Source organism: Mycolicibacterium vulneris (assembly GCF_002104765.1).
Classification (GTDB): Bacteria; Actinomycetota; Actinomycetes; order Mycobacteriales; family Mycobacteriaceae; genus Mycobacterium; species Mycobacterium vulneris.
The window spans coordinates 42,674-64,867 of the sequence record NZ_NCXM01000015.1; the positions used below are offsets into that span (position 1 = coordinate 42,674).

Consider the following 22,194-nt stretch of genomic DNA (forward strand, 5'->3'; position numbering starts at 1 on the left):
AGAACATGGCGGAGGCGGACGGGAATTGAACCCGCCAACGGCAGCGACTGCCGTTCGACGGTTTTGAAGACCGCGCCGGTCACCAGACCGGACACGCCTCCTTCAGCCATGGCGCCAATTGTCGCAGCCTCCGCGGCGCGGGCACCATGGACGTCGTGACGTACCGGCTGACTCAATACGCCCATGGTGGCGGCTGCGCCTGCAAGATCCCGCCCGGTGAGCTCGAGGAGGTTGTCCGCGGGCTGGGTTCGAACCCGCCGCGGGACGCGGTCGGGGAGCTGCTGGTGGGCCTGGACAACGGCGACGACGCGGCGGTGGTCCGCATCCAGGACGGTACGGCGCTGATCGCGACGACCGACTTCTTCACCCCGGTGGTGGACGACGCCTACGACTGGGGCCGGATCGCGGCCACCAACGCGCTGTCCGACGTCTACGCGATGGGCGGGCGCCCGGTGGTCGCGGTGAACCTGCTGGGCTGGCCGCGGGAGGTGCTGCCGTTCGAGCTGGCCGCCGAGACGCTGCGCGGCGGGCTGGACGTGTGCGGCCTGGCCGGCTGCCACCTGGCCGGCGGGCACAGCGTCGACGACCCCGAACCCAAGTACGGGCTGGCGGTCACCGGGATCGCCGACCCAAACCGCTTGCTGCGCAACGATTCCGGTAAACCGGGAACGCCGCTGTCGCTGACCAAGCCGCTCGGTGTCGGTGTCCTGAACAACAGGCACAAGGCCACCGGGGAGCGCTTCGCGGAGGCGATCGCCATGATGACCACGCTCAACGCCGAGGCGGCCGCCGCGGCGCTGGCGGCCGGTGTCGAATGTGCCACGGACATCACCGGTTTCGGGCTGCTCGGACATCTGTACAAGCTGGCTCGGGCCAGCGGCGTGACGGCGGTGATCGACTCGACGGCGGTGCCCTACCTGGACGGCGCGCGCGAGGCGCTGGCGGCCGGCTACCTCAGCGGCGGCACCCGGCGAAACCTCGACTGGGTCGCGCCGCACGCCGACCTGTCGGCCGTCGGCCAGGACGACGCCCTGTTGCTCGCCGACGCGCAGACCTCCGGTGGGCTGCTGATCGCCGGCGAGATTCCGGGGGCGCCCGTCATCGGCGAGCTGGTGCCGCGCGGCCAGCACACCATCGTGGTGCGCTGAGCGGGCCGATCGCATCAAGGTGCATGGCGACCCGCTGCGCCCGGCTTCGCCGCGCTTGCGATCGCCATTAGGGTGAGGACATGGCCCTGCGCGAAGTCTTTCTGGAATGGCCCGTCCTGCGCCAGTTGCGGTCGACGGACAAGCTCGGCCGCGGCTCGGCGGTGACGTCCAAACACACCCGCGCGATCACGCCGCGCACCACGACGGCCGACCGCGTGGTGCAGAGCATCTGTCCCTACTGCGCCGTCGGCTGCGGGCAGCGGGTGTACGTCAAGGACGAGAGGGTAGTCCAGATCGAGGGCGATCCCGATTCGCCGATCTCGCGAGGACGGTTGTGCCCCAAGGGTTCTGCCAGTGAGCAACTAGTGAATTCGCCCGGACGACAGTTGCAGGTGCTCTACCGCGCACCGCGCGCGACCGAATGGCAACCGCTGGAGCTGGACACCGCGATCGACATGATCGCCGACCGCTTCCTGGAGTCCCGCCGCCACACCTGGCAGGACATCGACAAGAAGGGCAACCTGCTGCGCCGCACCATGGGGATCGCCGCACTCGGCGGTGCGACGCTGGACAACGAAGAGAACTACCTCATCAAGAAGCTCTTCACCGCCGCGGGCGCTATTCAGATCGAGAACCAAGCTCGTATTTGACACTCCGCCACGGTTCCCGGTCTGGGAGCCTCCTTCGGGCGTGGCGGCGCCACCCAAACACTGCAAGACATGGCCAATGCCGACTGCATCGTCATCCAGGGCTCCAACATGGCCGAATGCCATCCCGTGGGGTTCCAGTGGGTGGAGGAGGCCAGGGCCCGGGGCGCCCGCATCATTCATGTCGATCCGCGGTTCACCCGCACGTCGGCGGTGTCGGACAAACACATTCCGATCCGCGCCGGTTCGGACGTGGTGCTGCTCGGCGCGTTGATCAACCACATCCTGTCCAATGACCTGTGGTTCAAGGAGTACGTGGTGGCGTATACCAATGCCGCCACCCTGATCAACGAAAACTTCAGGGATACCGAGGATCTCGGCGGCCTGTTCTCCGGATTCGACCCCGAAACCGGGCAGTACGACACGTCGAGCTGGGCTTACGACGAGCAGGACAACGGCCAGATCGAGTCCCCGGGCGGGGGCCACACGCACGGCGCCGCCGCCTCGGAAAGCGGAGCCGGGCAAGAGCACGGTAGCGGCGGTCCGCCGCTGGCGCACGCCAAGGTGAAGCGCGACGAAACCTTGCAGCACCCGCGCACGGTGTTCCAGATACTCAAGCGCCACTACGCCCGCTACACCCCTGAGATGGTCAAGGACATCTGCGGTATCAGCCGCGAGGACTTCGACTATCTGGCCCAATCCATCGTGGAGAACTCCGGGCGCGAGCGCACCACCTGCTTCGCCTACGCCGTCGGCTGGACCCAGCACACTCTCGGCGCCCAATTCATCCGCACCGCAACGATTTTGCAGCTGCTGACGGGCAACGTGGGCAGACCCGGCAGCGGTATCATGGCGCTGCGTGGTCACGCCACCATCCAGGGCTCCACCGACATCCCCACGTTGTTCAATCTGCTGCCCGGGTACCTGCCGATGCCGAAGGCGGGCACGCACGACACCTTCGCCGATTACCTCGACCAGGTGAGCTCCAAGAAGCAGAAAGGCTTCTGGGCCAACGCCGATGCCTACACCGTCAGCCTGCTCAAGGCGTGGTGGGGGGATGCGGCCACCGCGGACAACGACTGGGCCTACGACTACCTGCCCCGGTTGTCCGGTCCGCACGGCACCTATCAGACGGTGATGGGAATGCTGGACGACGAGGTCGAGGGCTACTTCCTGCTCGGACAGAACCCCGCCGTGGGTTCGGCCCACGGCCGCATGCAGCGCCTAGGCATGTCGCATCTCAAGTGGCTGGTTGTCCGCGACTTCAATCTCATCGAATCGGCCACCTGGTGGAAGGACGGGCCGGAGATCGCGTCGGGTGAACTCAAGACCTCCGACATCGAGACCGAGGTGTTCTTCCTGCCCGCCGCAACGCATGTCGAGAAGGCGGGATCGTTCACCCAGACCCAGCGACTGTTGCAATGGCGTCACAAGGCCGTCGAGCCGCCGGGCCAGTGCCAGAGCGAACTGCAGTTCTTCTACGAGCTCGGCAACCGGATCCGGCAACGGCTGGCCGGCTCGACCGACGAGCGGGACCGGCCGCTGCTGGACCTGACGTGGGACTACCCGACGGACGAGCACGGCGATCCCGACGGGGAAGCGGTGCTGGCCGAGGTCAACGGGTATCGGGTCGGCGGCGCCGACACCGGAACACCGTTGACCTCCTACACCGAGCTGCGCGCCGACGGGTCGACGGCCGCCGGCTGCTGGATCTACACCGGGGTGTACGCGAACGCCACCAACCAGGCGGCCCGCCGGGTGCCGCACGGCGGTGACTCCCCGAGCCAGTCCGAGTGGGGCTGGGCGTGGCCCGCCGACCGGCGGGTGCTCTACAACCGCGCCTCGGCCGACCCCGAGGGCAAGCCGTGGAGCGAACGCAAGAAGTACGTCTGGTGGGACTCGGACGAAAAGCGCTGGGTCGGGTACGACGTGCCGGACTTCGTGGCCGACCGGGCGCCCGGTAGCCGGCCCGACCCCGAGCTGGGTGGCCCCGACGCGCTGGCCGGGGACGACCCGTTCATCATGCAGGCCGACGGTAAGGGCTGGCTGTTCGCGCCGAAGGGCATGGTCGACGGGCCGCTGCCGACGCATTACGAGCCGCAGGAGTCACCGGTCACCAATGCGCTCTACCCGCAGCAGCGCAACCCGGCGCGAATCACGTTCCCGCGCAAAGATAATCTCAGCGCACCCAGCGCAGGCGATCCCGGCGCCGAGGTCTACCCCTACGTCTTCACGACCTACCGGCTCACCGAGCACCACACCGCCGGCGGCATGAGCCGGTGGCTGCCGTACCTGTCGGAGCTGCAACCGGAGATGTTCTGCGAGGTGTCCCCGGAACTGGCCGCCGAACGCGGCCTCGAGCCCTACGGGTGGGCCACCATCATCTCGCCGCGCTCCGCGATCGAAGCCCGGGTGCTGGTCACCAAGCGGGTCAGCCCGCTGATCATCAACGGCCACACCGTGCATCAGATCGGGCTGCCGTACCACTGGGGCGTGGGTAGCGACGCGGTGGTCAGCGGCGATGCGGCCAACGACCTGCTCGGCGTGACGCTTGATCCCAACGTGCAGATCCAGGAGTCCAAGGCCGGCTCGTGCGACATCCGCCCGGGGCGCCGTCCGCAGGGCGAGGAGCTGCTGCACCTGATCGCCGAATACCAGTCCCGATCGGGCGCCACCACCGAGACGGACAATGTACGGATCGACGATGCGGTGTGGGACATCATCGGGCCGCCGGACACGAGGAGGGCAGATGGGCCAGCTGATCGGACCGACTGACCCGGCCACCGATGCCGGTTGGTCGGATCGCAAGCCGCGCAAGGGGTTCTTCACCGACACCTCGATCTGCATCGGTTGCAAGGCCTGCGAAGTCGCGTGCAAGGAGTGGAACCGCAACCCGCGCGACGGCGACCTCGAGCTGTTGGGGTCGTCGTACGACAACACCGGGGCGCTGGGCGCCAGCACCTGGCGGCACGTTGCCTTCATCGAGCAGGGCCGTGACCGCATCGAAGAGGCCCGCGAATCCGGTCGCGCGCTGATCAATCTCGGCATGCCCGCCATCCCCGGTGCCGCTAAACCCGAGGAACCAGAGCCTGTTTCGCAGCCGCTGCACACCCCGGAATTCCGCTGGCTGATGTCGTCGGACGTGTGCAAGCACTGTACGCACGCCGGCTGCCTTGACGTCTGTCCGACGGGCGCGTTGTTCCGCACCGAATTCGGCACCGTGGTGGTGCAGAACGACGTGTGCAACGGCTGCGGAACCTGCGTGGCGGGATGCCCGTTCGGCGTGGTCGAACGGCGCAGCGACGGCACGTACGCGACTCCGGTGGAGCGCCCGGGGAGGCCGAAAGAGGAATTCGTCACCGGCGTCGCCCAGAAGTGCACGCTCTGCTACGACCGCCTGGTCGAGGACCAGGTACCGGCATGCGCCAAGACCTGCCCGACGACGTCGATCAAGTTCGGCAATCACGACGAGTTGGTCACCCAGGCGCGCGAGCGCGTCGCGCAGCTGCACGCCGAAGGCCGCACCGAGGCAAGGCTTTACGGTGCCAACGAGAACGACGGCGTGGGTGGGATCGGGTCGGTGTTCCTGCTGCTCGACGAGCCGGAGGTGTACGGGCTGCCGCCAGATCCGCGGGTGTGCACGGCCGACCTGAAGACCATGTTCAAGCGGGCGAGCATGGCCGCGGCCGGCATGGTCGGCGCGGCCGCGTGGGCATTCTGGAGTAGCCGGTGAGTACCTCGGAATTCGACAGCTTCCGCCCGCCGGAACCCGGCAGGCGCCGCAAAGGCAGGCGTGCGGGCCGTCGCGGCGGCGGCGACGGGTCACGCGAGATGCCGATGGTTCCCGACGCCGAATTCATCTCGTATTACGGACGCCCGGTGGTCAAGCCGGCGCCATGGGGACACGAGGTGGCGGCGTACCTCTTCCTGGGCGGCGTCGCCGGCGGGTCCGGTCTGCTGGCGGCCGGCGCCCAGCTCACCGGGCGAAACACGTTGCGCCGCAATACCAGGCTGTCCGCCCTGATCGCCGTGTCGCTCGGCGCCGTCGCCCTGGTGAAGGACCTGGGCCGGCCCGAGCGTTTCGTCAACATGTTGCGGACGGTCAAGCTGACCTCGCCGATGAGCATCGGCTCGTGGATCCTCAGCTTCTTCTCCGCCGGCATCGGTGTCGCCGCGGCCGCCGAGGTGGACCGGATGACCGGTGAGCGAATACCGTTGGGCCCGTTGCGGCCCGTCCTGCGCGCCGCGGAGGGGCCGGCCGGACTTGAAGCCGCCGTCTTCGCGGCACCGCTGGCCGTCTATACCGCGGTGCTGCTCACCGACACCGCGACCCCGACGTGGAACGCCGCGTATCGAGACCTGCCTTTTGTGTTCGTCAGCTCGGCGAGCCTGGCCGCGTCCGGGTTGGCGATGATCACCACCCCGGTCGCCGAGGCGGGGCCGGCCCGCAAGCTGGCCGTCATCGGCGCGGTCAGCGACCTGATCTCCGCACGGTTCACCGAGTACCGGATGGACCCGGTGACCCGGGAACCGCTGCACCACGGAACACCCGGGCGGTTGCTGTCGGCCAGCGAATGGCTTGCCGCCGCAGGGGGTTTGGGCGCGCTGCTGGGCGGACGGCACCGCGGTGTCGCCGCCCTGTCCGGCCTGACGTTGCTGACGGCGTCGGCGCTGCTGAGGTTCGGCTTCTTCGAGGCGGGCAAGGAATCGGCCGGCGACCCCCGCTACACGATCGAGCCGCAGAAGCGCAGGCTCGCAGCCCGCCGGGCGGCCGGCGTCACCGGGGACTCCATCACCACCGCGGACTGAACGCCGGGGTCGTTTGCGTCCGGAGTAGCCGGGTACTCCTCACGCATGACGAATTTTGGCTACACTTTGATGACCGAACAGAGTGGACCCAAAGACCTTGTCCGGTATGCGGTTTCGGCTGAGGAATGCGGCTTCGACTTTCACGTGTGCAGCGACCACTTTTCGCCGTGGCTCACTTCGCAAGGACACGCGCCGAATGCCTGGGCGGTGTTGGGCGCGGTGGCGCAGGCCACCGAGCGGGTCGACCTCTACACCTATGTGACGTGCCCGACGATGCGATATCACCCCGCCATCGTCGCCCAGCAGGCGGCCACCGTGCAGATCCTGTCCGACGGCCGGTTCACCTTGGGCCTGGGCAGCGGTGAAAACCTGAATGAACACGTCGTCGGCAAAGGCTGGCCGACCGTCACGCGCCGGCAGGACATGCTGCGCGAGGCGATCAAAATCATCCGCGAGCTGTTCGGCGGGCATCTGGTGGACTTCACCGGCGACTATTTCCAGGTCGATTCGGCGCGGTTGTGGGACGTACCTGAGGTTCCGGTCGGCATCGGGGTGGCCATCGGCGGCACCAAGGCCGTCGACAAGTTCGCCCAGCTGGCCGACCACCTGATCGCCACGGAACCCGAGAAGCAACTCGTCGACGCCTGGCACGCCGCCCGCCAAGCCGCCAATCTCGCCGGCGGTGGACGCGTGATCGGCCAGATCCCGGTGTCCTGGGACCCCGACCGTGACACCGCCGTCAAACGCGCGCACGAGCAGTTCCGCTGGTTTGCCGGCGGCTGGAAGGTCAACGCCGACCTGCCGACGCCCGCCGGCTTCGCCGGGGCAACCCAGTATGTGCGCCCCGAAGACGTCGCCGAGACCATTCCCTGCGGCCCTGACCTCGACGCGATCGTCGAGGGCGTCCGGCCCTACTGGGAAGCCGGGTTCACCGACATCGCCCTGGTGCAGATCGGCGGCGAAACCCAGGAACGCTTCCTCGAAGAAGCCGCGGAGCCTTTGCTCGCGGCGCTGCGCGACGCAGCAAACTGATCGCAGGTTTGACCGCTGCGCGCCCGGGTACCCGCCTCGCAGTCGTGCGCAGCCAGCCAACGCGCGTCGGACGCCGATAGAGCTGGGACGTGAACGGTCGTTCCGGCGCGCGTTGGCCTTAGAACAACTGCTGCCGCGCAGCCGGCTTGCAGGCATCCGCAATCCGGCAAAGCAGGGGGAGTGAATTTGTGAGCGACCAAACAGGCGACACCACAACCACACTCGTCAAGGCGCTCAGCGGCGCCAGTTTTGGCCTGGGAGTGAGTGAAATGGCGGCCCCGGGGAAAGTCGCCGCCATCGCGGGTGTGGACGACACCGGCCGGTCGCGGCGGGTGATCCACGCGCTCGGGGTGCGCGAATGCGGCCATGGCGCGGCGCTGCTGGCCGGGCCGGCCAAGCTGGTGTGGACCCGCGTGGCCGGTGACGTCCTGGACATGGCGCTGTTGATCGCGGGTGTGGTCGCCCGCGGGCCGGGGCGACGGCGCCGGGGTGTCATTTCGGCCGTACTGCTTTCTGGCATCGCCGGACTCGACCTCTACACGGCGTTGCGAACCACCGGGGCTCGACGCGGTGCTCCGCAGCCACGAGCTCTTCAATCCGACGGGTAATGCAGGAAGGGATGCGACGTATGTCAAATGAGTTGCAGGGCAAAACAATAGCGATTCTGGCCGCTGACGGCGTGGAAAAGGTGGAACTCGAACAGCCGCGTGCGGCGCTGCAGGATGCCGGCGCCCGGGTGCAGCTGCTGTCCCTGAAGGACGGCGAAATCCAGGCACGCAACCACGATCTCGAACCGGCCGGAACCTTCGCCGTCGACCGGTTGGTATCCGAGGCGTCGGTGGACGAATACGACGGCCTGGTGCTGCCGGGCGGCACCGTCAACCCGGACAAGCTGCGCATGGACAGCTCCGCGGTGTCCTTCGTCCGTGATTTCGTCGGGTCGGGCAAACCGGTGGCGGCCATCTGTCATGGCCCCTGGACGCTGGCGGAAGCCGGTGTGGTGGTGGGCCGCACGCTGACCTCGTATCCCAGTATTCGCACCGATCTGCGCAATGCGGGCGCACACGTCGTCGACGAGGAGGTCGTCGTCGACGGCAATTTGATCTCGAGCCGCTCGCCGTCGGACCTCCCGGCATTCTGCGCGGCCATCCTCAAAAAGTTCGCCCATGCGACGGCGGGTTAGCTGCCAAGACTTTCCGACTGGTCCGTTTGAATCCGCCGGTTTGCGGGCATTATCCCGCCAAGCCGTGCTAAGCGGCAATCCTTATAGGGTTCTCGAAAGGCCAACAGTGACAACCACGTATCCCGAGCCCGCGGTCTCGCCCGTTCCCAACGTGTATCAGCCGCAAGAGGACTCTCGATTGCTGGTCGACGTGATGCATGACACCGGCCTGATACCGGGGCGGCGGGTTCTCGATCTGTGCACCGGCAGCGGTTTCGTCGCCATCGCGGCCGCCGCGATGGGATGTGCCGGCGCGACGGCGTTCGACATCTGCCCGCATGCGGTGCGGTGCGCCCGGGAAAACGCGGCGGTGGCCGGCGTCGAGGTCGACGTGCGGGAAGGATCGTGGATCGCGGCGGTGGATTGCGCGCCGTTCGACGTGGTCGTGTCGAATCCACCTTATGTGCCCACGCCGCCCGGTGCGGAGATGGAAGCGATCTGCCCGACCGCGGGACCGTCCTGGGCGTGGAACGCCGGCGTGGATGGCCGGATGATCCTCGACCCGCTGTGCGAGTCGGCACCAAAGCTCCTGCGCGATGGCGGATCCCTGCTGCTGGTGCATTCCGCGCTCGCCGGCGTTCAGCAGTCCCTGGATTCGCTGAAGTGGGCCGGCATGGATGCGAAAGTGATTGCCTCCAAATGGATACCGTTCGGCCCGGTGATGTCTTCCCGGGCGAAGTGGCTGGAGGAGGTCGGCCTGATCCCGCGCGGACGGCGCGAAGAAGAGCTGATCGTGATCCGCGCGGAGAAGCGATGACCACCACCCGGGTGCAGATGGTGCCCAACGGGCCCGTCCTCGTGTCGGGTCCGGTGCGCATCGAGATGCCCGGCGGCGAGGTCATCGAGTCCGACCGCTTCATGGTGGCGATCTGCACCTGCCGGCGCAGCGACCGCTACCCGCTGTGCGACACCAGCCATCGCCGGTGCCGGCGCCTCAAGACGTCGGCAAGCTCGTCTGCTCCAGCGGCCTCCGCAGCGACGTCTGATTCCGCCCCCACGACGTCATAATCCGTTCTGCCAAGCGGTCTTCGACGGCGGCATGGGCACGGATGCCGAAGATGACATCGTGCTCGAGCCGTGGGTCATGGGCGACGAGATCGCCCACCACATCGTTGCGCACGACGTGTTCGTGCACCGCGTCGGCCTCGACGTGCTCGCTGTAAAACTCGATGCAGGCCGCTGGTGCCTGCAGGCGACGCAAGGCCTTCACCATGCGCTGTGATCCCGGCGGTGAGGTGATCTCCGTCGAGGCGAAGTGCCCAATCGCCGCGCCGCGCATCGAGCGGTGCAGACCGAACAGTGACATGAGGTTGACCACCGCCAAGGATTCGGCGGGCACCGCGTCGACGTAACCCCAATATGTCGCGTCCAGACCCGCCGCGGCCAGCAGATCGGCGAACAGCTGCTGGTGCAGCCGGGTGCCCCGGCCGGCGCCGTATTCGTCGAATTCGATTGCCACAAACGCCGCTTTGGCCACACCAGTCAGGCGCGGGATGGCAAAGGCATGCGGATCGCCCTCTTTGAGGTGGTATAGGGAGCGATGCACGAAGTACTCGCACATCTGCTGCCAGGTTCCGGTGTCGCGCAGATGATACGACGGGCCGGTGCCGTCGATGGCTTCGACCGTGAGCGCTTCCATCTCGGCCGCCGCCGTCTGTTCGGGATCGATGTGCCCGACGTCGCGGCGCACGCCGGCCAGGAACACCCGTTCCAGTTCGGCGCGCAGCCCCAGCAGCGCGGGATTCCACTCCCAGGCCGGGTCCACGCCCGCGAGACCGCGGTAGTGCAACTCGTAGCACATCGACAGCGCCAGTTGCAGATCAAGGCCATAGGGATCGGAATCGCGCACGGAGGCACCGATGCGCGCCAGATGGTCGACCGACGGTGGACCGGCCAGCGCGCAGCGTACGGCCGTTGACAGGGGCCCGTGCGCCGCAGGCAGGACGGGTTCGGTCAGGGTCGATGCGGGGGTCACGCCGAAGTCTACCCGCTGCGCGGGGCAGGCAAACGACATGCCGGCCGCCGCTAACGGCCGTCAACGCGCCTCAGGAGGCCCCTGAGAGCAGACGGAAGGTGATGTCCGCGGTGGTGCCGCTGGCCGTGGTGTCGAGTTCCATCGAGTCGCTGAGTACCCGCATCAGCGGCAGGCCGCGCCCGCCGTTGCCCGGAGGATTGCCCGGCATCTTCCACGATCCGTAATCGGTGATCCGGGTGCGCACTTCGCCGTCGGCGAGATCGACCTCGAGCAGCATGGTTCCGGCGGCGAAACCACGGTAGGCGTGTTCGACGCAATTGGTGCACGCCTCGTTGACGACCAGCACGATGTCGGCCGCCCGGTCCTCCGTCACGCCGCCTGCGTGCAGCCAGGCCGCCAGCCGATGCCGGATGAGGACCAATTGGTCCGCGGTGGCGCCGGTTTCGATCCGCAGCGGTGTGTGCTGGTGCCGGTAGATCACCATCGCGACGTCGTCGTCATACCCCGTCGCCGGGGCCAGTTCGCGAAGCACCACATCGGCGACGGTGTCCGGCGGCGATGTCCTGGTCTGCGCCAGAACGTCTGCCGCACGGGCTATTCCGTCGTCGATCGGCTCACGCTTGCGTTCGACGAGCCCGTCGGTGAACAGCATCAGCGTAGAGCCGGGCGGCAGCACCTGTGTGGTCTGGGGGCGAGGCTCGTTGCGGCGGACCGCCAGCGGCACCGACGCGGCATCGGTCAACAACGTCGTCGTGCCGGGCTCCGGGCCGGCCAGCACGGCCGGCATGTGGCCGGCGTTGCTGTATTGGAGCGCCCCGGTCTCGGTGTCCAGGATGGCCAGAAACACGGTCGTGCAGTACGCGTTCGGGATGAGCGAGGCCGCCGAGTCCAGCTGGTCGAGCAGCACTGCGGGCTCGGCGCCGTTGATCAGCAGCGCCCGCGCGGAACTGCGCAGCTGACCCATGATCGCGGCCGCCGGCAGGCCGCGACCCACGCAGTCTCCGACGACGATGCCGATGTGGTGCTCGCCGATCGGCAGCACGTCGTACCAGTCACCGCCAATCTCCAAGGGCGGTACCGCGGGTTCGTAGCGAACGGCGAAGCCCGGCGGCGGCTGAACCGGCGGTAGCATGGCCCGCTGCAACGTCAGCGACGTCTCACGCGCGCTCTCGAACTGGCGCACGTGCTGCACGGCCAGGCTCAGGTGGCCGATGAGCACGGTGACCAGCAGCCGGTCCTCACCGCTGACCCAGCGAGGGGTGCGCAGCTCCAGCCACAGCGTCAGGTCCCCGGTACCGGAGAGCACGGCGACCAGTCCCCGGGCCTTGCCCGGATGATCGCGTGCCTCAACCGTTTTCGCAGTGAGCGGCAGCTGGTGACGCGCGTCCTGGAAGGTACGGCGCAACCACGGGTCCAGCCGGCGCCACGATAAGGTCGAGGGCTCGCCCGCCGCCTGCACCGTCGGGTCGCTGTCGCCGTTGGGCCACGAGACCGCGATCACCCGTTGGACATCGATCGCCGCGCTGCACTCGTCGAGCGTGATCGACAGCAGCTCGTCCACGCTCTTGGCCACCGCCACGGCGGTGGCCAGCCGCAACACCGCGCTTTCCCGGGCCGCGAAGGCACGCTCGGCGGTGACGTCGCGGATCGTCCCGACGTAGGCGTCTCGGTCGCTGCCGGTTTCCTTGACCGCGTTGATGCTCACCTTCACCCACGCCAGGTGGCCGTCGGCGTGGCGGATCGGTGTTTCGTAGTCGGCCCGGCCGTGGGTCAGCACCTGTGATATCTGTTCGGCCGCCGTCTTGGTGTCGACCAGCCAGGGGTGCGGCCACCGGTACGGCAGGCCCTCGTTGGGAAACCCGAGGATCTCGATGAATGCGTTGTTCATCTCGACCACGGCGCCCTGGTGATCGGCGACGAAGAAGCCTTCCTGCAGCGAATTCACCAGTGCGGTGCGAAATTTGTCACGGTCTGCCAGCCCCTCGGCGCGGGCCCGCTGTTCGGCGTAGCGCCTGTTGCCGTCGATGAAGCCGCGTGTTGCGACGTCAAGCGGAACCAGCAGCTGCAGCAGGAACTCCAGCGCGATCGGCGCGTCGATGCGCACGTCTTGCGAGATTTCGAAGACCAGGCGGACGTGCTGCTCGACGATGTCGAGCAGGCTGATCTGTTCCTTCAGGGCCCTGCGCCCGAGCTCGTTGCCGACCGACAGGCTGGCCTCGTCGTGTGAGTTAAGGTAGGCGCGTAGGGCGGTCTCGTACTGCGCGTGAAAGTCGTTGTCGCTGCTCAAATCGATACTCCCCTGTGACGCGCCGCCAGCACCATCGCGTCGTCGGTCTCTTTCGCGTCCTTGCCGAGGAGCCCCTCCGCGATAGCGACAGCGGTGGCCGAGAAGTCGATGTGGTCCAGGTAGCCTTCGACGATTCCGTCGGTGCTCATCACGATCAGATCTCCGGGGCGGATCGAAACCACTTGCGCCGGCCTGATTTCCGGCATTCGGTAGCCGACGATACCTCCGGTAAGCCGTGCGCTGGAACGAATCTGGATACCGGTTGGCGCCTTCGCCAGCAGGTCGGCGGTGACATTGCCGACGCCGGTCCAGGTGAGCGTGTTGGCGGCAAAATCCACCCGCGCCAACGTCATTGCAACTCCACGGGTGCCGGCCAATACGCGGTGGCAGAGCTGGATCAGCACCTCGACCCGCTCGGAGCCGGCGCGCGTGACCACGTCGACGGCGCGCAGCGCGGCTTCTGCGGCGGCCGGCCCATGGCCGAGGCCGTCCACCACCCCGAACAGCGCGGCCTCACCGCCGACATCGACTGCGATACCCCGGTCACCGGAGGTGTATTCGCTGGGCAAAGGCCGCCCCGCCCTTGCCCATTCGATAGGTCCGAAGCGACCGCTAGCGTGCACGAGGGGGGACCCATTTCCACATTTCGATGACGGTTCCCTGTCCCAGGGTGGACTCGACGACCAACCGGTCCATCAGGCGGCGGGCGCCCGGCAGACCCAGGCCCAGCCCGCGTCCGGTCGTGTAACCGTCTTCCATCGCCCGTTCGATGTCGGCGATGCCGGGGCCCTCGTCCTCGGCGCGCACCACCAGGGCCTTGCGTCCCTCCCGGTCGGCGACGGCGACCCGGACTGCGCCGCGGCCGGCGTAGCTGGTGATATTTCGGGCGATCTCGGAGATCGCCGTGGCGATCATCGTGACGTCGGTCAGAGAGAAGCCCAAATCAAGGGCGAGCTCGTGTCCGGCTTTGCGGGCTTCGACGATGTCGTCGGGGTGGTCGATGGCGACGACGATATCAGCCGCCACCGTCGAGCCCGATCGTCGACTTCCCCGCTGCGCCTTGGCGATTCAGCAGCGCGAGGCCCTCTTCGAGATCCAGTGCGGTGTTCATGTCGTCGAACTCCAGACCAAGCTGGACCATCGCGAAGGCAACCTCCGGCTGCAATCCGACGATCACGGTGTCCGCGCCGCGCAGCCGCGTCATGTGCGCAATCGTCCGCAGTGACCTGGCGGCGAAGGAATCCATCACATCGATGGCGGTGACGTCGACGATGATGCCCTGCGCGCGGAACTGGCTGACCCGTTCCATCAGGTCGTAGCGCAGGCGTTCGGCGTCGGAGTCGGTGAGGGCGGCCTGTACCGACGCGATCAGGATCGAGCCCTGTTTCAGGATCGGTACTGGCATGGGGTGCTCGCGTCGATGGTGCTTATCCGGTCTGCTCGCCCGTGCGGGTCACCTCATAACCCAGCAGGCGTTCGGCTTCCTCGATGCCGCCCTGCAGGTCGCCGACGGCGTTCATCTTCGACAGGTCCAGCCCGATCGTCACCAGCGTCAGCGCGATCTCGGACGACAGGCCGGTGATGATCACGCTGGCGCCCATCAGGCCGGATGCGTCGACCGTCTGCACCAGGTGGTTGGCCACCGTCGAGTCGATGGTCGGCACACCGGTGATGTCGATGACCACCACTTTGGCGCGGTTCGCGCGGATGGCCCGCAGCAGCTGTTCGGTGACCTGGCGGGCGCGCTGGCTGTCCAGCACGCCGATGATCGGCAGGATCAGCAGCTGTTCACGCACCTGCAGCACCGGCGTCGACAGCTCGCGGATGGCCTCCTGCTGCTGGCGGATGATGCGCTCGCGTTCCTGCACGAAGCTGACGCCCACGGTGTTGGCGATGCGGTTGGCCGCCGGCTCGTAGGCGTCGAGGACACGGTTGAGCATCTCGAACTCGGTCTGATACTTCTCGAACAGCGAGCGGGCGAGCACGTCACGCAGCAGCAGGACGATGCCGAGCACCTCGTCGGTCTCCACGCCCCGCGGAATGATGCGTTCGGACAGGTCACGCGCGTAGGCCTGCAGCCTCGACGCTACCGGTCTCGAGCACCTCGACGTAGTTGTCGTAGACGGCCGTGGCTTCGGAGAAGAGCTCCTCCGGCGTCATCGCGGTGAGCAGCTCGGCCTCGGTAATGCGGCGGGCCCATTCCTCCCGCAGGACGGTTCGATTCTGGCGCAGATGCTGGACTAGCTGGGGAAGCAGACCCTCACTGGAGATACCGACGGTCTGTGCTGCGGTGCCGGTACTGTTGAAATCCGACGGCGAATCTGACATCTGGCCTCCCGAGTGCCACGTCGCGCCCTGCGGTCTGCAGTTCCTTTTGCGAGACTAGCGTGGGTTGTCGCGGGGCACGTGTAGAGGGCATATTCTTCTCGCAGTTCGGTAACGCAGGCTAGGGTTGAACCACGCCACGGCCCAGGACAAAGGATTTGCATTGTCAGCTCCTGATTCGATTACCACGTTGGTTGAGGACCATGACGGCGTGTCCGTGGTCAGTGTCAGCGGCGAAATCGATTTGGTCACGGCTCCAGCCCTGGAACAAGCCATCAGCGCGGTCGTCGCGGACAGCCCCACAGCACTGATCATCGATCTCTCCGCGGTGGAGTTTCTGGGCTCGGTCGGCCTGAAGATCCTGGCGGCGACCTACGAGAAGCTGGGCCGGGAGACCGGGTTCGGCGTGGTCGCGCGCGGTCCCGCCACCCGCAGGCCGATCCATCTGACCGGCCTGGACAAGACCTTCTCGCTGTATCCGACGCTCGACGACGCGTTGACCGGGGTGCGGGACGGCAAGCTGAACGGCTAGTCGCCCACCCCGCCGGCCTGGCGGCGCCGTCCCCATGGCCCGGTCCCGGTGAGCTGAATTCTGACAGGTTTAGTTGCCTGACAACATGTTTGGCTCAAATGCGGTGAGGTTGACCCCCCATTGCATCGATTTCGGGGCTCATTCCGAATTTTTCCCGGAAACGCCGGCGGCGGCCGGAATTCACCCGAACAAAATCGGCGAAGACCTTTATCGGCGGCCGGTCGGCTCGAACCGGTGTCCCTGCGCAGCCCAGGTGCGATGATCAGGACTATGGACGTCGACCATCCGCAAGACGACCAGCGGTGGGATCGCCGCGAGCGAGGCGAGACCGAAGTTCAACGGCTGGACCGCAATTGGAACAGCCTGCTGCAGGAGCTGCGGGTGGTCCAGACCGGGGTGCAGCTGCTGACCGGCTTTCTGTTGACCCTGCCTTTCCAGCAGCGCTTCGACGTGTTGGGCCCGCACATGCGCGTCGTCTATCTGGCCACCGTGGTGTGCGCGGTGTGCGCGACCGTCTTATTGATCGCCCCGGTCGCCATGCATCGCATACTCTTCCGGCGTCATCGGCTTCAGGTCCTCGTATCGGCGGCGCACCGGTGCGCCTTCGCCGGGCTCGGCCTGCTCGGTCTGGCGCTGATCGGTCTCACCACGATCATTTTCGCCGCGGTGGCCGGGCGAAATGTCGGCCTCATAGCCGGAGCGTGCGCGTTGCCGCTGTTCACCTTCTTCTGGTGGGTGCTGCCGCTGATGCTGCGGACGTGCGGCGACTGACGCGAAACTCGTCGGTCAGCGGTCCCGCGCGAGTGCCGCTATTCGGGTGGAGTCCAGGTGTTCGAGAAGGTCGCGTGGATCGGCGAAGACGGGTTCGGCGCCCGCCTCCTGCAGCTCGGCGCGGGAGATACCGCCGCTCAGCAGCCCGATGCACGGCAATTCCGCGCCGCCCGCGGCGTGCGCGTCCCACACGGCGTCCCCGACGAAAACGGCGTGCTGGGCGTCCACGCCGGCGCGGTCCAGCGCCACCCGCACGATGCCGGGTTCGGGCTTGGCGGTGTCGACGTCGCGCGAGGATGTCGTCTCGGAGATCACGTCGTCGCAGTCGAGCGCCTTGCGCAGAATCTTCAGCTCGTCTTCGGGCGCCGAGCTGGCCAGCACGACCTGTAAGCCCAGGTCGGCGACGCGGCGCAGCAGGTCGCGGGCCCCGGGCAAAGGTTGCAGCAGCGGCGTGATCTCCCGGTAGTACTGGCTGTGTTTGTCGCTGAGCCGCTCCTGCACGTCGTCCGGGGCGTCATTGGAAAGCGCTCGGACCAGTCGGGCCCCGTCCATGCCGATGCAGCGATGAATTTGCCAGGACGCCACCTGCATGCCTTCGGCGTCGAACGCGCGCTGCCAGGCGTGCACGTGCAGATAGTTGGAATCCACCAGCGTGCCGTCGACGTCGAACAGGACGGCCGGTGTGCCGCCACGCGCCATCAGGGCAGGCTCCAGGCGTCGGAGTCGAGAAGCGTGCCCGCCTGCGGTCGTGAAGTCATGTGTGCGGCATACCCAGGCCGGGTGCGGCTGACACAGTGCGAGGTCTCGTTTGGTCACCGGCGCGACGGGTACACGTGCGTGGTGATCCGCGACATCGGGGCGTCTTCGCCGCGCCCGCCGTCGGATCGATCCCGACCGTACGCGTACGAATGATGCTGGTACACAGTAATTCCCGACGAGGAATGACATGGGATTACCCCACGAGCCCCGCGGTCGACCAAACCATGCCCGTGCCACTCGTCAGCACGCCGGCGAATCTTCAAGAACGGTGCCAACGCCCCAAGTCTCGCCGGTGCGGCCGTCACGGTCATCGTCCTGACCGTGGGCCTGTTCGCCGTGGCGGCCGGACATCTGGTGGTCGGCGCCATCGCCCTGCTCGTGGCGGTGGTGCTGGGCGGGCACAGTGCGGCGTGGCTGCTGCGCGCCCACCGCAAAGTCCGCGACGCCGAACTGCGCTGGCTAGCCGCGCATTCCGATCAGCCAGCGCCACCGCACAGCAGCTGAGGACGGAGGCTTTGCCGTCGGTGCGGCACACCGCGCGCGAGCTCACCACTGTCGGCCATTTCCCGGCTGCCGCAACTTTTCGGGCCGCGACGGTGTAACGCACCCCCGAACGGGGTACTGCCTGCGCCACGGGTGAGTACAGGAAAGTGCGTCAACCCGTTCCATCGCAGGAAGGAACACCAATGGCGACCACCACTGACTATGACGCACGCCGTGTATCCGACGCCGACAGCCAGGAGAAATCCTCGCTGCCCGAACTGGCGCCGACCCTGCACGGGTCTGCCATCGCCGTGGTCGACGAGGACCCCAACGATGTGAACTTCTTCGAGCTGCCGGGCGCCGACCTGTCCGGAGAAGAGCTGTCGGTGACGGTGATTCCCCAGCGGGCCGACGAGTTCACCTGCTCGAGCTGCTTTCTGGTGCAGCACCGCAGCCGGATGCGGGTCTCCGGCGCCGGCCTGCCGGTGTGCGCCGACTGCGCTTGACACCCACCCTCTCGGCCGGGCGAGGCGCCTCGCGGGCCTGCCGTGACCGTGAACCTGCGCTGGATTGCCCTGAATTGTCTGTGGCATCGACTAGGTTCACCGGACAAATGGAGAAGGTACTCGGGTCGCTCCTGCTGCTTGGTTTGGCGCTCCCTTGGTATTTCGCACAGAAGGCCACCGGCAGTCTGCCGGCGGGATGCCTCGCCGGACTCGGCGGGCTCGCCGTCGCCGTGGCGATCTTGTGGTGGCTGTCGGTACAGCGGGACCGCTATCAGGCCGACGCGCACCGGCGACGCGACCTCAAACTGTCGAAATCCGGGCTGCGGGCGATCGACCGGATGTCGGGCACCGAGTTCGAGGAATTCGTTGCGGCGCAGCTTCGCGTCGCGGGCTACAGCGTCACCCCGACCGCCAGCACCGGTGACTACGGCGTGGATCTGATCGCCAGGAAAGACGGCGCCCGCATGGCCGTCCAATGCAAGAGGCTGGCGAAGGCCGTCGGAGTGGCCGCGGTCCAGCAGGTCGTGGCCGGGGCGCTGCACCACGGCTGTAACCGGACGGTCGTCGTGACCAACCAGACCTTCACCAAGGCGGCCCGCCAGTTGGCCGGTACCCACCATTGCCGCCTGGTGGGCCGCTCCCAGGTGCAGAGCTGGACGCGAATTCAGCCCGTCGGCGTGCGGGGTCCGCGGCGCACCCATGGGGTCGCACCGCAGGCCAGACCGCAACGGCTGGAACCGGAGTGGGAGAGCTAGCGAGATGCCCTGGGCCACAGCATGTTCGGCCGGGCCCGCCAGCCCCCGTGGCGTCAGCGCCCGGTTGCGTCCTCGATCACCCGGCGCGCGATGTCGCGCAGCGGGGTGTTCATGCTCTGTGACAGTTTGATCAGGGTGTTGAAGGCGGTCTGGTCGTCGAGGTCGTAGCGCTCGATGAGGATGCCTTTGGCCTGTCCGATCATGTCGCGGGTGCTCAGGGCTTCGCGGAACTGCTGGGTGCGCACGACATTGCTCCACGCCAGGGCGCCCAGCGTCGCGAAGATGGCGGCAATCCGGCGCGAGTCCTCGGAGAAGGACTGGGGGCGCTCGGCGTAGAAGTTCAGCGCGCCCATGCTCAGCTCGTCGGCGAACATGGGCAACGACAGCACGCTGCGAATCGGCGTGTGTTCGAGCGCGTCGGCCCGATACTTCGGCCAGCGCTCATCGGCTTCGAGGTCGTCGATGACGACGACCTTGCGCGTCCACGCGGCGTGGACGCAGGGTCCCTCGAGGTGGCGTTGCTGGAACTCGTCGAGCAGCCGGGCGCAGTCGTGCGTGACCGACGGGGTGCTGACCTCGTTCTGCCGGCTGGTGACGGTGATCCCCGCTTCCTGGGCGCCCGGCACCCAGCGCGCGGCCGCCCTGGTCAGGTCGTCCAGCACCTGGGGGAAGTCGCCGGTGTCCGCCGAATAGATGGCCCGCAAAACGTCGGTGAGCAGGCTGAGATCGTCAAGATTGGTCACTGAGTGTCGCCCTCATGCTTCGAGACCGGTGGCAGGCATAACCCGTACCGTTCAGGAGCCTGCGGTCTCGCGAGGCGATCACTTGGAGTTTTGACGGCGACGAATGTCAATGCTGTTTGCTCAGCATTACGGTGAGATCGATTATATCGGCCTGGTTTCGGGGTATCGCGCCCGATACCGGTCCGGTAAATGCGTGCCGGGCGGCCGGGGCGGCCGCCATCGGTCGATCCGGGTTGCGCGGGCGGGGTCAGGTGGTAGCGTCCGGCGCACCGGCCTGACTTTGGAGCGACGATGGCGGCAACCGAAGACGAGTGGAGCAAACCCGCGGCCCTGGCCATCCCCAAGGAAGGCTATTTCGAGCTGGAACGCGGTCGGTACGGGCCGCTGTATCCGCGCACCCCGGCCTGCTACGGCTTTTCCATCATCGCCAAGGTCAAGGAAGGCCGCGAGGAAGCCGTTCGCGCCTACGGCAAACAGATCGAAGAAGCCGTCAAGGCAAACCCGGAAGTGCTGGGACCGCTGCGGCTGCACTACCTGCGCTGGCAGCTCTTCGACGTCGGGTCGGGGCTGCACTTCCAGTACCAGGGCATCTTCGACACCGACTTCGACAAATACACCGAGGACGCGGTGCAGCTGTTCAGCCAGACCGGGATCACCACCGTCTTCACCAACCTCGAGGGCTTCCCCGAGGACTGGCGAGAGAACCCGGAGGCCTTCGTCAAGTTCGTTCGCGAGCACCAGTGCCCGAGCTTCCTGGAATACGGGGAGTACCCCTATGTCACGGCCGACGAGATCAAGAAGGGGCTCCGGCTCAAAGCCGCGTTCCAGGCCATGCTGGATCAGATGCAGTGACGCACATCGGAGCGTGCAGATGCTTGAGCTCGACGACATCCAGCACATCCTGCTGACCCGTACCCCGGCCCTGACCGGTCGTTACGAGTTTCTTTCGTTCGACGATCCGGCGGCCGGCCGGGCCTGGTTGTCCGAACTGGTGGATGTCGTGGAGTCCGCCGCGTCGGTGCGAGACACCATGGACGACACCAGGCGCTGGGTCACCCTGGGTTTCACCTGGAGCGGTCTTCGGGCGCTCGGTGTGCCGGAGGACGCGCTCGCGACCTTCCCGGAAGAGTTCCGTCAGGGCATGGCCGCCCGGGCCGAGATCCTCGGCGACACCGGACGAAACCACCCCGACAACTGGGTGGGGGGACTGGCGGGCGACGACCTGCACGCGATCGCGATCCTGTTCGCGCGAGACGACGCCGAACACGCCCGCGCCACCCGGGCCCACGACGACCTGGTGCAAAGGTGCGGCGGCGTGCGCCGGTTGTCGTATCTGGATTTGAATGCGACACCCCCGTTCAACTATGCCCACGACCATTTCGGCTTTCGGGATCGGTTGTCGCAGCCGGTGATCGAGGGATCGGGTGAGGAACCCACGCCCGGCTCGGGCGCGCCGCTGAAGGCCGGCGAGTTCATCCTCGGCTATCCCGACGAGGTCGGCCCGGTGGCCAAGTCGCCCCAACCGGATGTGCTCTCGCGCAACGGGACCTACGCCGCGTACCGGCGACTGCGCGAGCACGTGGCGTTGTTCCGCGACTACATCCGTTCGCAGGCCCGCACGCCCGACGACGAGGAACTGTTGGCCGCGAAATTCATGGGCCGCTGGCGCAGCGGCGCCCCCTTGGTGCTGACGCCGGACGCCGATGACCCCGAGCTGGGCGCAGACCCGATGCGCAACAACGACTTCAATTACAAGGAGATGGACCCGCTCGGCTACGCGTGTCCCCTGGGTGCGCACGCCCGGCGGCTCAACCCGCGAGACACCGCGCCCAACATGAACCGGCGACGGATGATCCGCCGCGGGGCCACCTACGGGCCGGCGCTTCCCGACGGGGCGCCCGACGACGGAGTGGACCGCGGCATCGCCGCATTCATCATCTGCGCCAGCCTGATCCGGCAGTTCGAATTCGCGCAGAACGTCTGGATCAACGACCGCACATTCCACGAACTCGGTAACGAGCACGACCCGATCTGCGGAACACAAGACGGCACAATGGAATTCAAGATACCGAAGCGGCCGATCCGCCGAGTTCTCAAGGGCCTTCCAGCGTTCACGACGCTGACCGGTGGGGCGTATTTCTTCCTGCCGGGCATCACCGCCATGCGCTACCTCGCGGCGCTCGAGTGACAACCGGGAATC

23 protein-coding genes, 1 tRNA gene and 1 pseudogene are annotated in these 22,194 nt (G+C 67.2%); 16 read left to right on the forward strand and 9 right to left on the reverse strand.

Annotated elements, in window-relative coordinates; all coding sequences use genetic code 11:
* Positions 1-6: 6 nt before the first annotated feature.
* Positions 7-101, reverse strand: a tRNA-Sec gene (locus B8W69_RS15790).
* Positions 102-146: 45 nt separating this feature from the next.
* Between B8W69_RS15790 and selD the strand changes: the two genes are divergently transcribed.
* The 9 genes from selD (at position 147) to B8W69_RS15840 (ending at position 9,866) form a co-directional block, all read left to right on the forward strand.
* Complete coding sequence (gene selD / locus B8W69_RS15795) at positions 147-1,148, forward strand: selenide, water dikinase SelD (protein ID WP_439330618.1); 1,002 nt, start codon at positions 147-149, stop codon at positions 1,146-1,148.
* 80 nt (positions 1,149-1,228) lie between these two features.
* Entirely contained in the window at positions 1,229-4,570 is a 3,342-nt protein-coding gene (gene fdh, locus B8W69_RS15805) for a formate dehydrogenase (RefSeq protein WP_245843266.1), read from the forward strand.
* Positions 4,545-5,528, forward strand: a complete 984-nt coding sequence (locus B8W69_RS15810; RefSeq protein WP_085290856.1) for a 4Fe-4S dicluster domain-containing protein — start codon at positions 4,545-4,547, stop codon at positions 5,526-5,528. Before fdh ends, B8W69_RS15810 begins: the two co-directional genes overlap by 26 nt.
* Complete coding sequence (gene nrfD / locus B8W69_RS15815) at positions 5,525-6,604, forward strand: NrfD/PsrC family molybdoenzyme membrane anchor subunit (protein ID WP_085290725.1); 1,080 nt, start codon at positions 5,525-5,527, stop codon at positions 6,602-6,604. The genes B8W69_RS15810 and nrfD overlap by 4 nt, the downstream gene beginning before the upstream one ends.
* 45 nt (positions 6,605-6,649) lie before the next feature.
* On the forward strand, positions 6,650-7,636 hold the full coding sequence (locus B8W69_RS15820; protein ID WP_085290726.1) for an LLM class F420-dependent oxidoreductase: 987 nt from the start codon (positions 6,650-6,652) through the stop codon (positions 7,634-7,636).
* A 188-nt stretch (positions 7,637-7,824) separates the two neighbouring features.
* Complete coding sequence (locus tag B8W69_RS15825; RefSeq protein ID WP_085290727.1) at positions 7,825-8,244, forward strand: malate dehydrogenase; 420 nt, start codon at positions 7,825-7,827, stop codon at positions 8,242-8,244.
* 20 nt (positions 8,245-8,264) lie between these two features.
* Positions 8,265-8,819, forward strand: coding sequence for a type 1 glutamine amidotransferase domain-containing protein (locus B8W69_RS15830; RefSeq protein ID WP_085290728.1), 555 nt, complete (start codon positions 8,265-8,267; stop codon positions 8,817-8,819).
* 106 nt (positions 8,820-8,925) lie between these two features.
* Positions 8,926-9,615: a HemK2/MTQ2 family protein methyltransferase gene (locus tag B8W69_RS15835; RefSeq protein WP_085290729.1), complete on the forward strand. Its 690-nt coding sequence runs from the start codon at positions 8,926-8,928 to the stop codon at positions 9,613-9,615.
* Positions 9,612-9,866, forward strand: a complete 255-nt coding sequence (locus B8W69_RS15840; protein ID WP_085290730.1) for a CDGSH iron-sulfur domain-containing protein — start codon at positions 9,612-9,614, stop codon at positions 9,864-9,866. Before B8W69_RS15835 ends, B8W69_RS15840 begins: the two co-directional genes overlap by 4 nt.
* On the opposite strand, the gene B8W69_RS15845 is transcribed toward B8W69_RS15840, so the two are convergent.
* The 6 genes and pseudogenes from B8W69_RS15845 to B8W69_RS15870 form a co-directional block, all read right to left on the reverse strand.
* The gene (locus B8W69_RS15845) at positions 9,793-10,872 is read right to left on the reverse strand and encodes an iron-containing redox enzyme family protein (RefSeq protein ID WP_181447415.1); all 1,080 of its coding nucleotides are present in this window, start codon (positions 10,870-10,872) and stop codon (positions 9,793-9,795) included. The two genes, B8W69_RS15840 and B8W69_RS15845, sit on opposite strands and share 74 nt — an antisense overlap.
* Positions 10,873-10,903: 31 nt before the next feature.
* Positions 10,904-13,120 carry a SpoIIE family protein phosphatase gene (locus tag B8W69_RS15850; protein WP_085290731.1) on the reverse strand — a complete coding sequence of 739 codons (2,217 nt, stop codon included), beginning with the start codon at positions 13,118-13,120 and terminating at the stop codon, positions 10,904-10,906.
* Positions 13,117-13,689 carry a SpoIIE family protein phosphatase gene (locus tag B8W69_RS15855; protein ID WP_085290732.1) on the reverse strand — a complete coding sequence of 191 codons (573 nt, stop codon included), beginning with the start codon at positions 13,687-13,689 and terminating at the stop codon, positions 13,117-13,119. The genes B8W69_RS15850 and B8W69_RS15855 overlap by 4 nt, the downstream gene beginning before the upstream one ends.
* A 43-nt stretch (positions 13,690-13,732) precedes the next feature.
* Positions 13,733-14,146 (reverse strand): ATP-binding protein, encoded by a 414-nt coding sequence (locus B8W69_RS15860; RefSeq protein WP_085290733.1) that lies wholly within the window; start codon positions 14,144-14,146, stop codon positions 13,733-13,735.
* Positions 14,136-14,525 carry an STAS domain-containing protein gene (locus tag B8W69_RS15865; RefSeq protein ID WP_085290734.1) on the reverse strand — a complete coding sequence of 130 codons (390 nt, stop codon included), beginning with the start codon at positions 14,523-14,525 and terminating at the stop codon, positions 14,136-14,138. Before B8W69_RS15865 ends, B8W69_RS15860 begins: the two co-directional genes overlap by 11 nt.
* A gap of 22 nt (positions 14,526-14,547) precedes the next feature.
* Positions 14,548-15,448: pseudogene (locus B8W69_RS15870) on the reverse strand (STAS domain-containing protein).
* A gap of 160 nt (positions 15,449-15,608) precedes the next feature.
* Between B8W69_RS15870 and B8W69_RS15875 the strand changes: the two are divergent.
* Together B8W69_RS15875 and B8W69_RS15880 are read left to right on the forward strand one after the other, a co-directional pair.
* Positions 15,609-15,977, forward strand: a complete 369-nt coding sequence (locus B8W69_RS15875; protein WP_245843267.1) for an STAS domain-containing protein — start codon at positions 15,609-15,611, stop codon at positions 15,975-15,977.
* 270 nt (positions 15,978-16,247) lie between these two features.
* Positions 16,248-16,748, forward strand: a complete 501-nt coding sequence (locus B8W69_RS15880) for a DUF6328 family protein (RefSeq protein ID WP_085290736.1) — start codon at positions 16,248-16,250, stop codon at positions 16,746-16,748.
* A 15-nt stretch (positions 16,749-16,763) separates the two neighbouring features.
* Here B8W69_RS15880 and B8W69_RS15885 read toward each other — a convergent pair whose 3' ends face one another.
* Positions 16,764-17,447, reverse strand: a complete 684-nt coding sequence (locus B8W69_RS15885) for an HAD family hydrolase (RefSeq protein WP_085290737.1) — start codon at positions 17,445-17,447, stop codon at positions 16,764-16,766.
* Between the two features lie 381 nt (positions 17,448-17,828).
* On the opposite strand from B8W69_RS15885, the gene B8W69_RS31435 reads away from it, so the two are divergent.
* The 3 genes from B8W69_RS31435 (at position 17,829) to B8W69_RS15900 (ending at position 19,251) form a co-directional block, all read left to right on the forward strand.
* Entirely contained in the window at positions 17,829-18,011 is a 183-nt protein-coding gene (locus tag B8W69_RS31435; RefSeq protein WP_245843268.1) for a hypothetical protein, read from the forward strand.
* Positions 18,012-18,193: 182 nt separating this feature from the next.
* Positions 18,194-18,496 carry a DUF4193 domain-containing protein gene (locus tag B8W69_RS15895; RefSeq protein WP_085290738.1) on the forward strand — a complete coding sequence of 101 codons (303 nt, stop codon included), beginning with the start codon at positions 18,194-18,196 and terminating at the stop codon, positions 18,494-18,496.
* Between the two features lie 107 nt (positions 18,497-18,603).
* Complete coding sequence (locus B8W69_RS15900; RefSeq protein ID WP_085290739.1) at positions 18,604-19,251, forward strand: restriction endonuclease; 648 nt, start codon at positions 18,604-18,606, stop codon at positions 19,249-19,251.
* A 53-nt stretch (positions 19,252-19,304) separates the two neighbouring features.
* On the opposite strand, the gene B8W69_RS15905 is transcribed toward B8W69_RS15900, so the two are convergent.
* Positions 19,305-19,994, reverse strand: a complete 690-nt coding sequence (locus tag B8W69_RS15905; RefSeq protein WP_085290740.1) for a GAF and ANTAR domain-containing protein — start codon at positions 19,992-19,994, stop codon at positions 19,305-19,307.
* 291 nt (positions 19,995-20,285) lie between these two features.
* On the opposite strand from B8W69_RS15905, the gene B8W69_RS15910 reads away from it, so the two are divergent.
* Both B8W69_RS15910 and B8W69_RS15915 read left to right on the forward strand, forming a co-directional pair.
* Positions 20,286-20,846 carry a hypothetical protein gene (locus B8W69_RS15910; RefSeq protein WP_085290742.1) on the forward strand — a complete coding sequence of 187 codons (561 nt, stop codon included), beginning with the start codon at positions 20,286-20,288 and terminating at the stop codon, positions 20,844-20,846.
* Between the two features lie 19 nt (positions 20,847-20,865).
* A complete protein-coding gene (locus B8W69_RS15915; RefSeq protein WP_085290858.1) occupies positions 20,866-22,182 on the forward strand; it encodes a Dyp-type peroxidase in 1,317 nt (438 codons plus the stop codon).
* Positions 22,183-22,194: the final 12 nt, after the last annotated feature.

Excerpts from the sequence above, each read along its gene's own strand:
- selD (WP_439330618.1), top strand. The coding sequence starts at position 147 with ATGGACGTCGTGACGTACCGGCTGACTCAATACGCCCATGGTGGCGGC.
- B8W69_RS15810 (WP_085290856.1), top strand. The coding sequence starts at position 4,545 with ATGGGCCAGCTGATCGGACCGACTGACCCGGCCACCGATGCCGGTTGG.
- B8W69_RS15820 (WP_085290726.1), top strand. The coding sequence starts at position 6,650 with ATGACGAATTTTGGCTACACTTTGATGACCGAACAGAGTGGACCCAAA.
- B8W69_RS15830 (WP_085290728.1), top strand. The coding sequence starts at position 8,265 with ATGTCAAATGAGTTGCAGGGCAAAACAATAGCGATTCTGGCCGCTGAC.
- B8W69_RS15840 (WP_085290730.1), top strand. The coding sequence starts at position 9,612 with ATGACCACCACCCGGGTGCAGATGGTGCCCAACGGGCCCGTCCTCGTG.
- B8W69_RS15845 (WP_181447415.1), bottom strand. The coding sequence starts at position 10,872 with ATGTCGTTTGCCTGCCCCGCGCAGCGGGTAGACTTCGGCGTGACCCCC.
- B8W69_RS15865 (WP_085290734.1), bottom strand. The coding sequence starts at position 14,525 with ATGCCAGTACCGATCCTGAAACAGGGCTCGATCCTGATCGCGTCGGTA.
- B8W69_RS15880 (WP_085290736.1), top strand. The coding sequence starts at position 16,248 with ATGGACGTCGACCATCCGCAAGACGACCAGCGGTGGGATCGCCGCGAG.
- B8W69_RS15885 (WP_085290737.1), bottom strand. The coding sequence starts at position 17,447 with ATGGCGCGTGGCGGCACACCGGCCGTCCTGTTCGACGTCGACGGCACG.
- B8W69_RS15895 (WP_085290738.1), top strand. The coding sequence starts at position 18,194 with ATGGCGACCACCACTGACTATGACGCACGCCGTGTATCCGACGCCGAC.
- B8W69_RS15900 (WP_085290739.1), top strand. The coding sequence starts at position 18,604 with ATGGAGAAGGTACTCGGGTCGCTCCTGCTGCTTGGTTTGGCGCTCCCT.
- B8W69_RS15910 (WP_085290742.1), top strand. The coding sequence starts at position 20,286 with ATGGCGGCAACCGAAGACGAGTGGAGCAAACCCGCGGCCCTGGCCATC.
- B8W69_RS15915 (WP_085290858.1), top strand. The coding sequence starts at position 20,866 with ATGCTTGAGCTCGACGACATCCAGCACATCCTGCTGACCCGTACCCCG.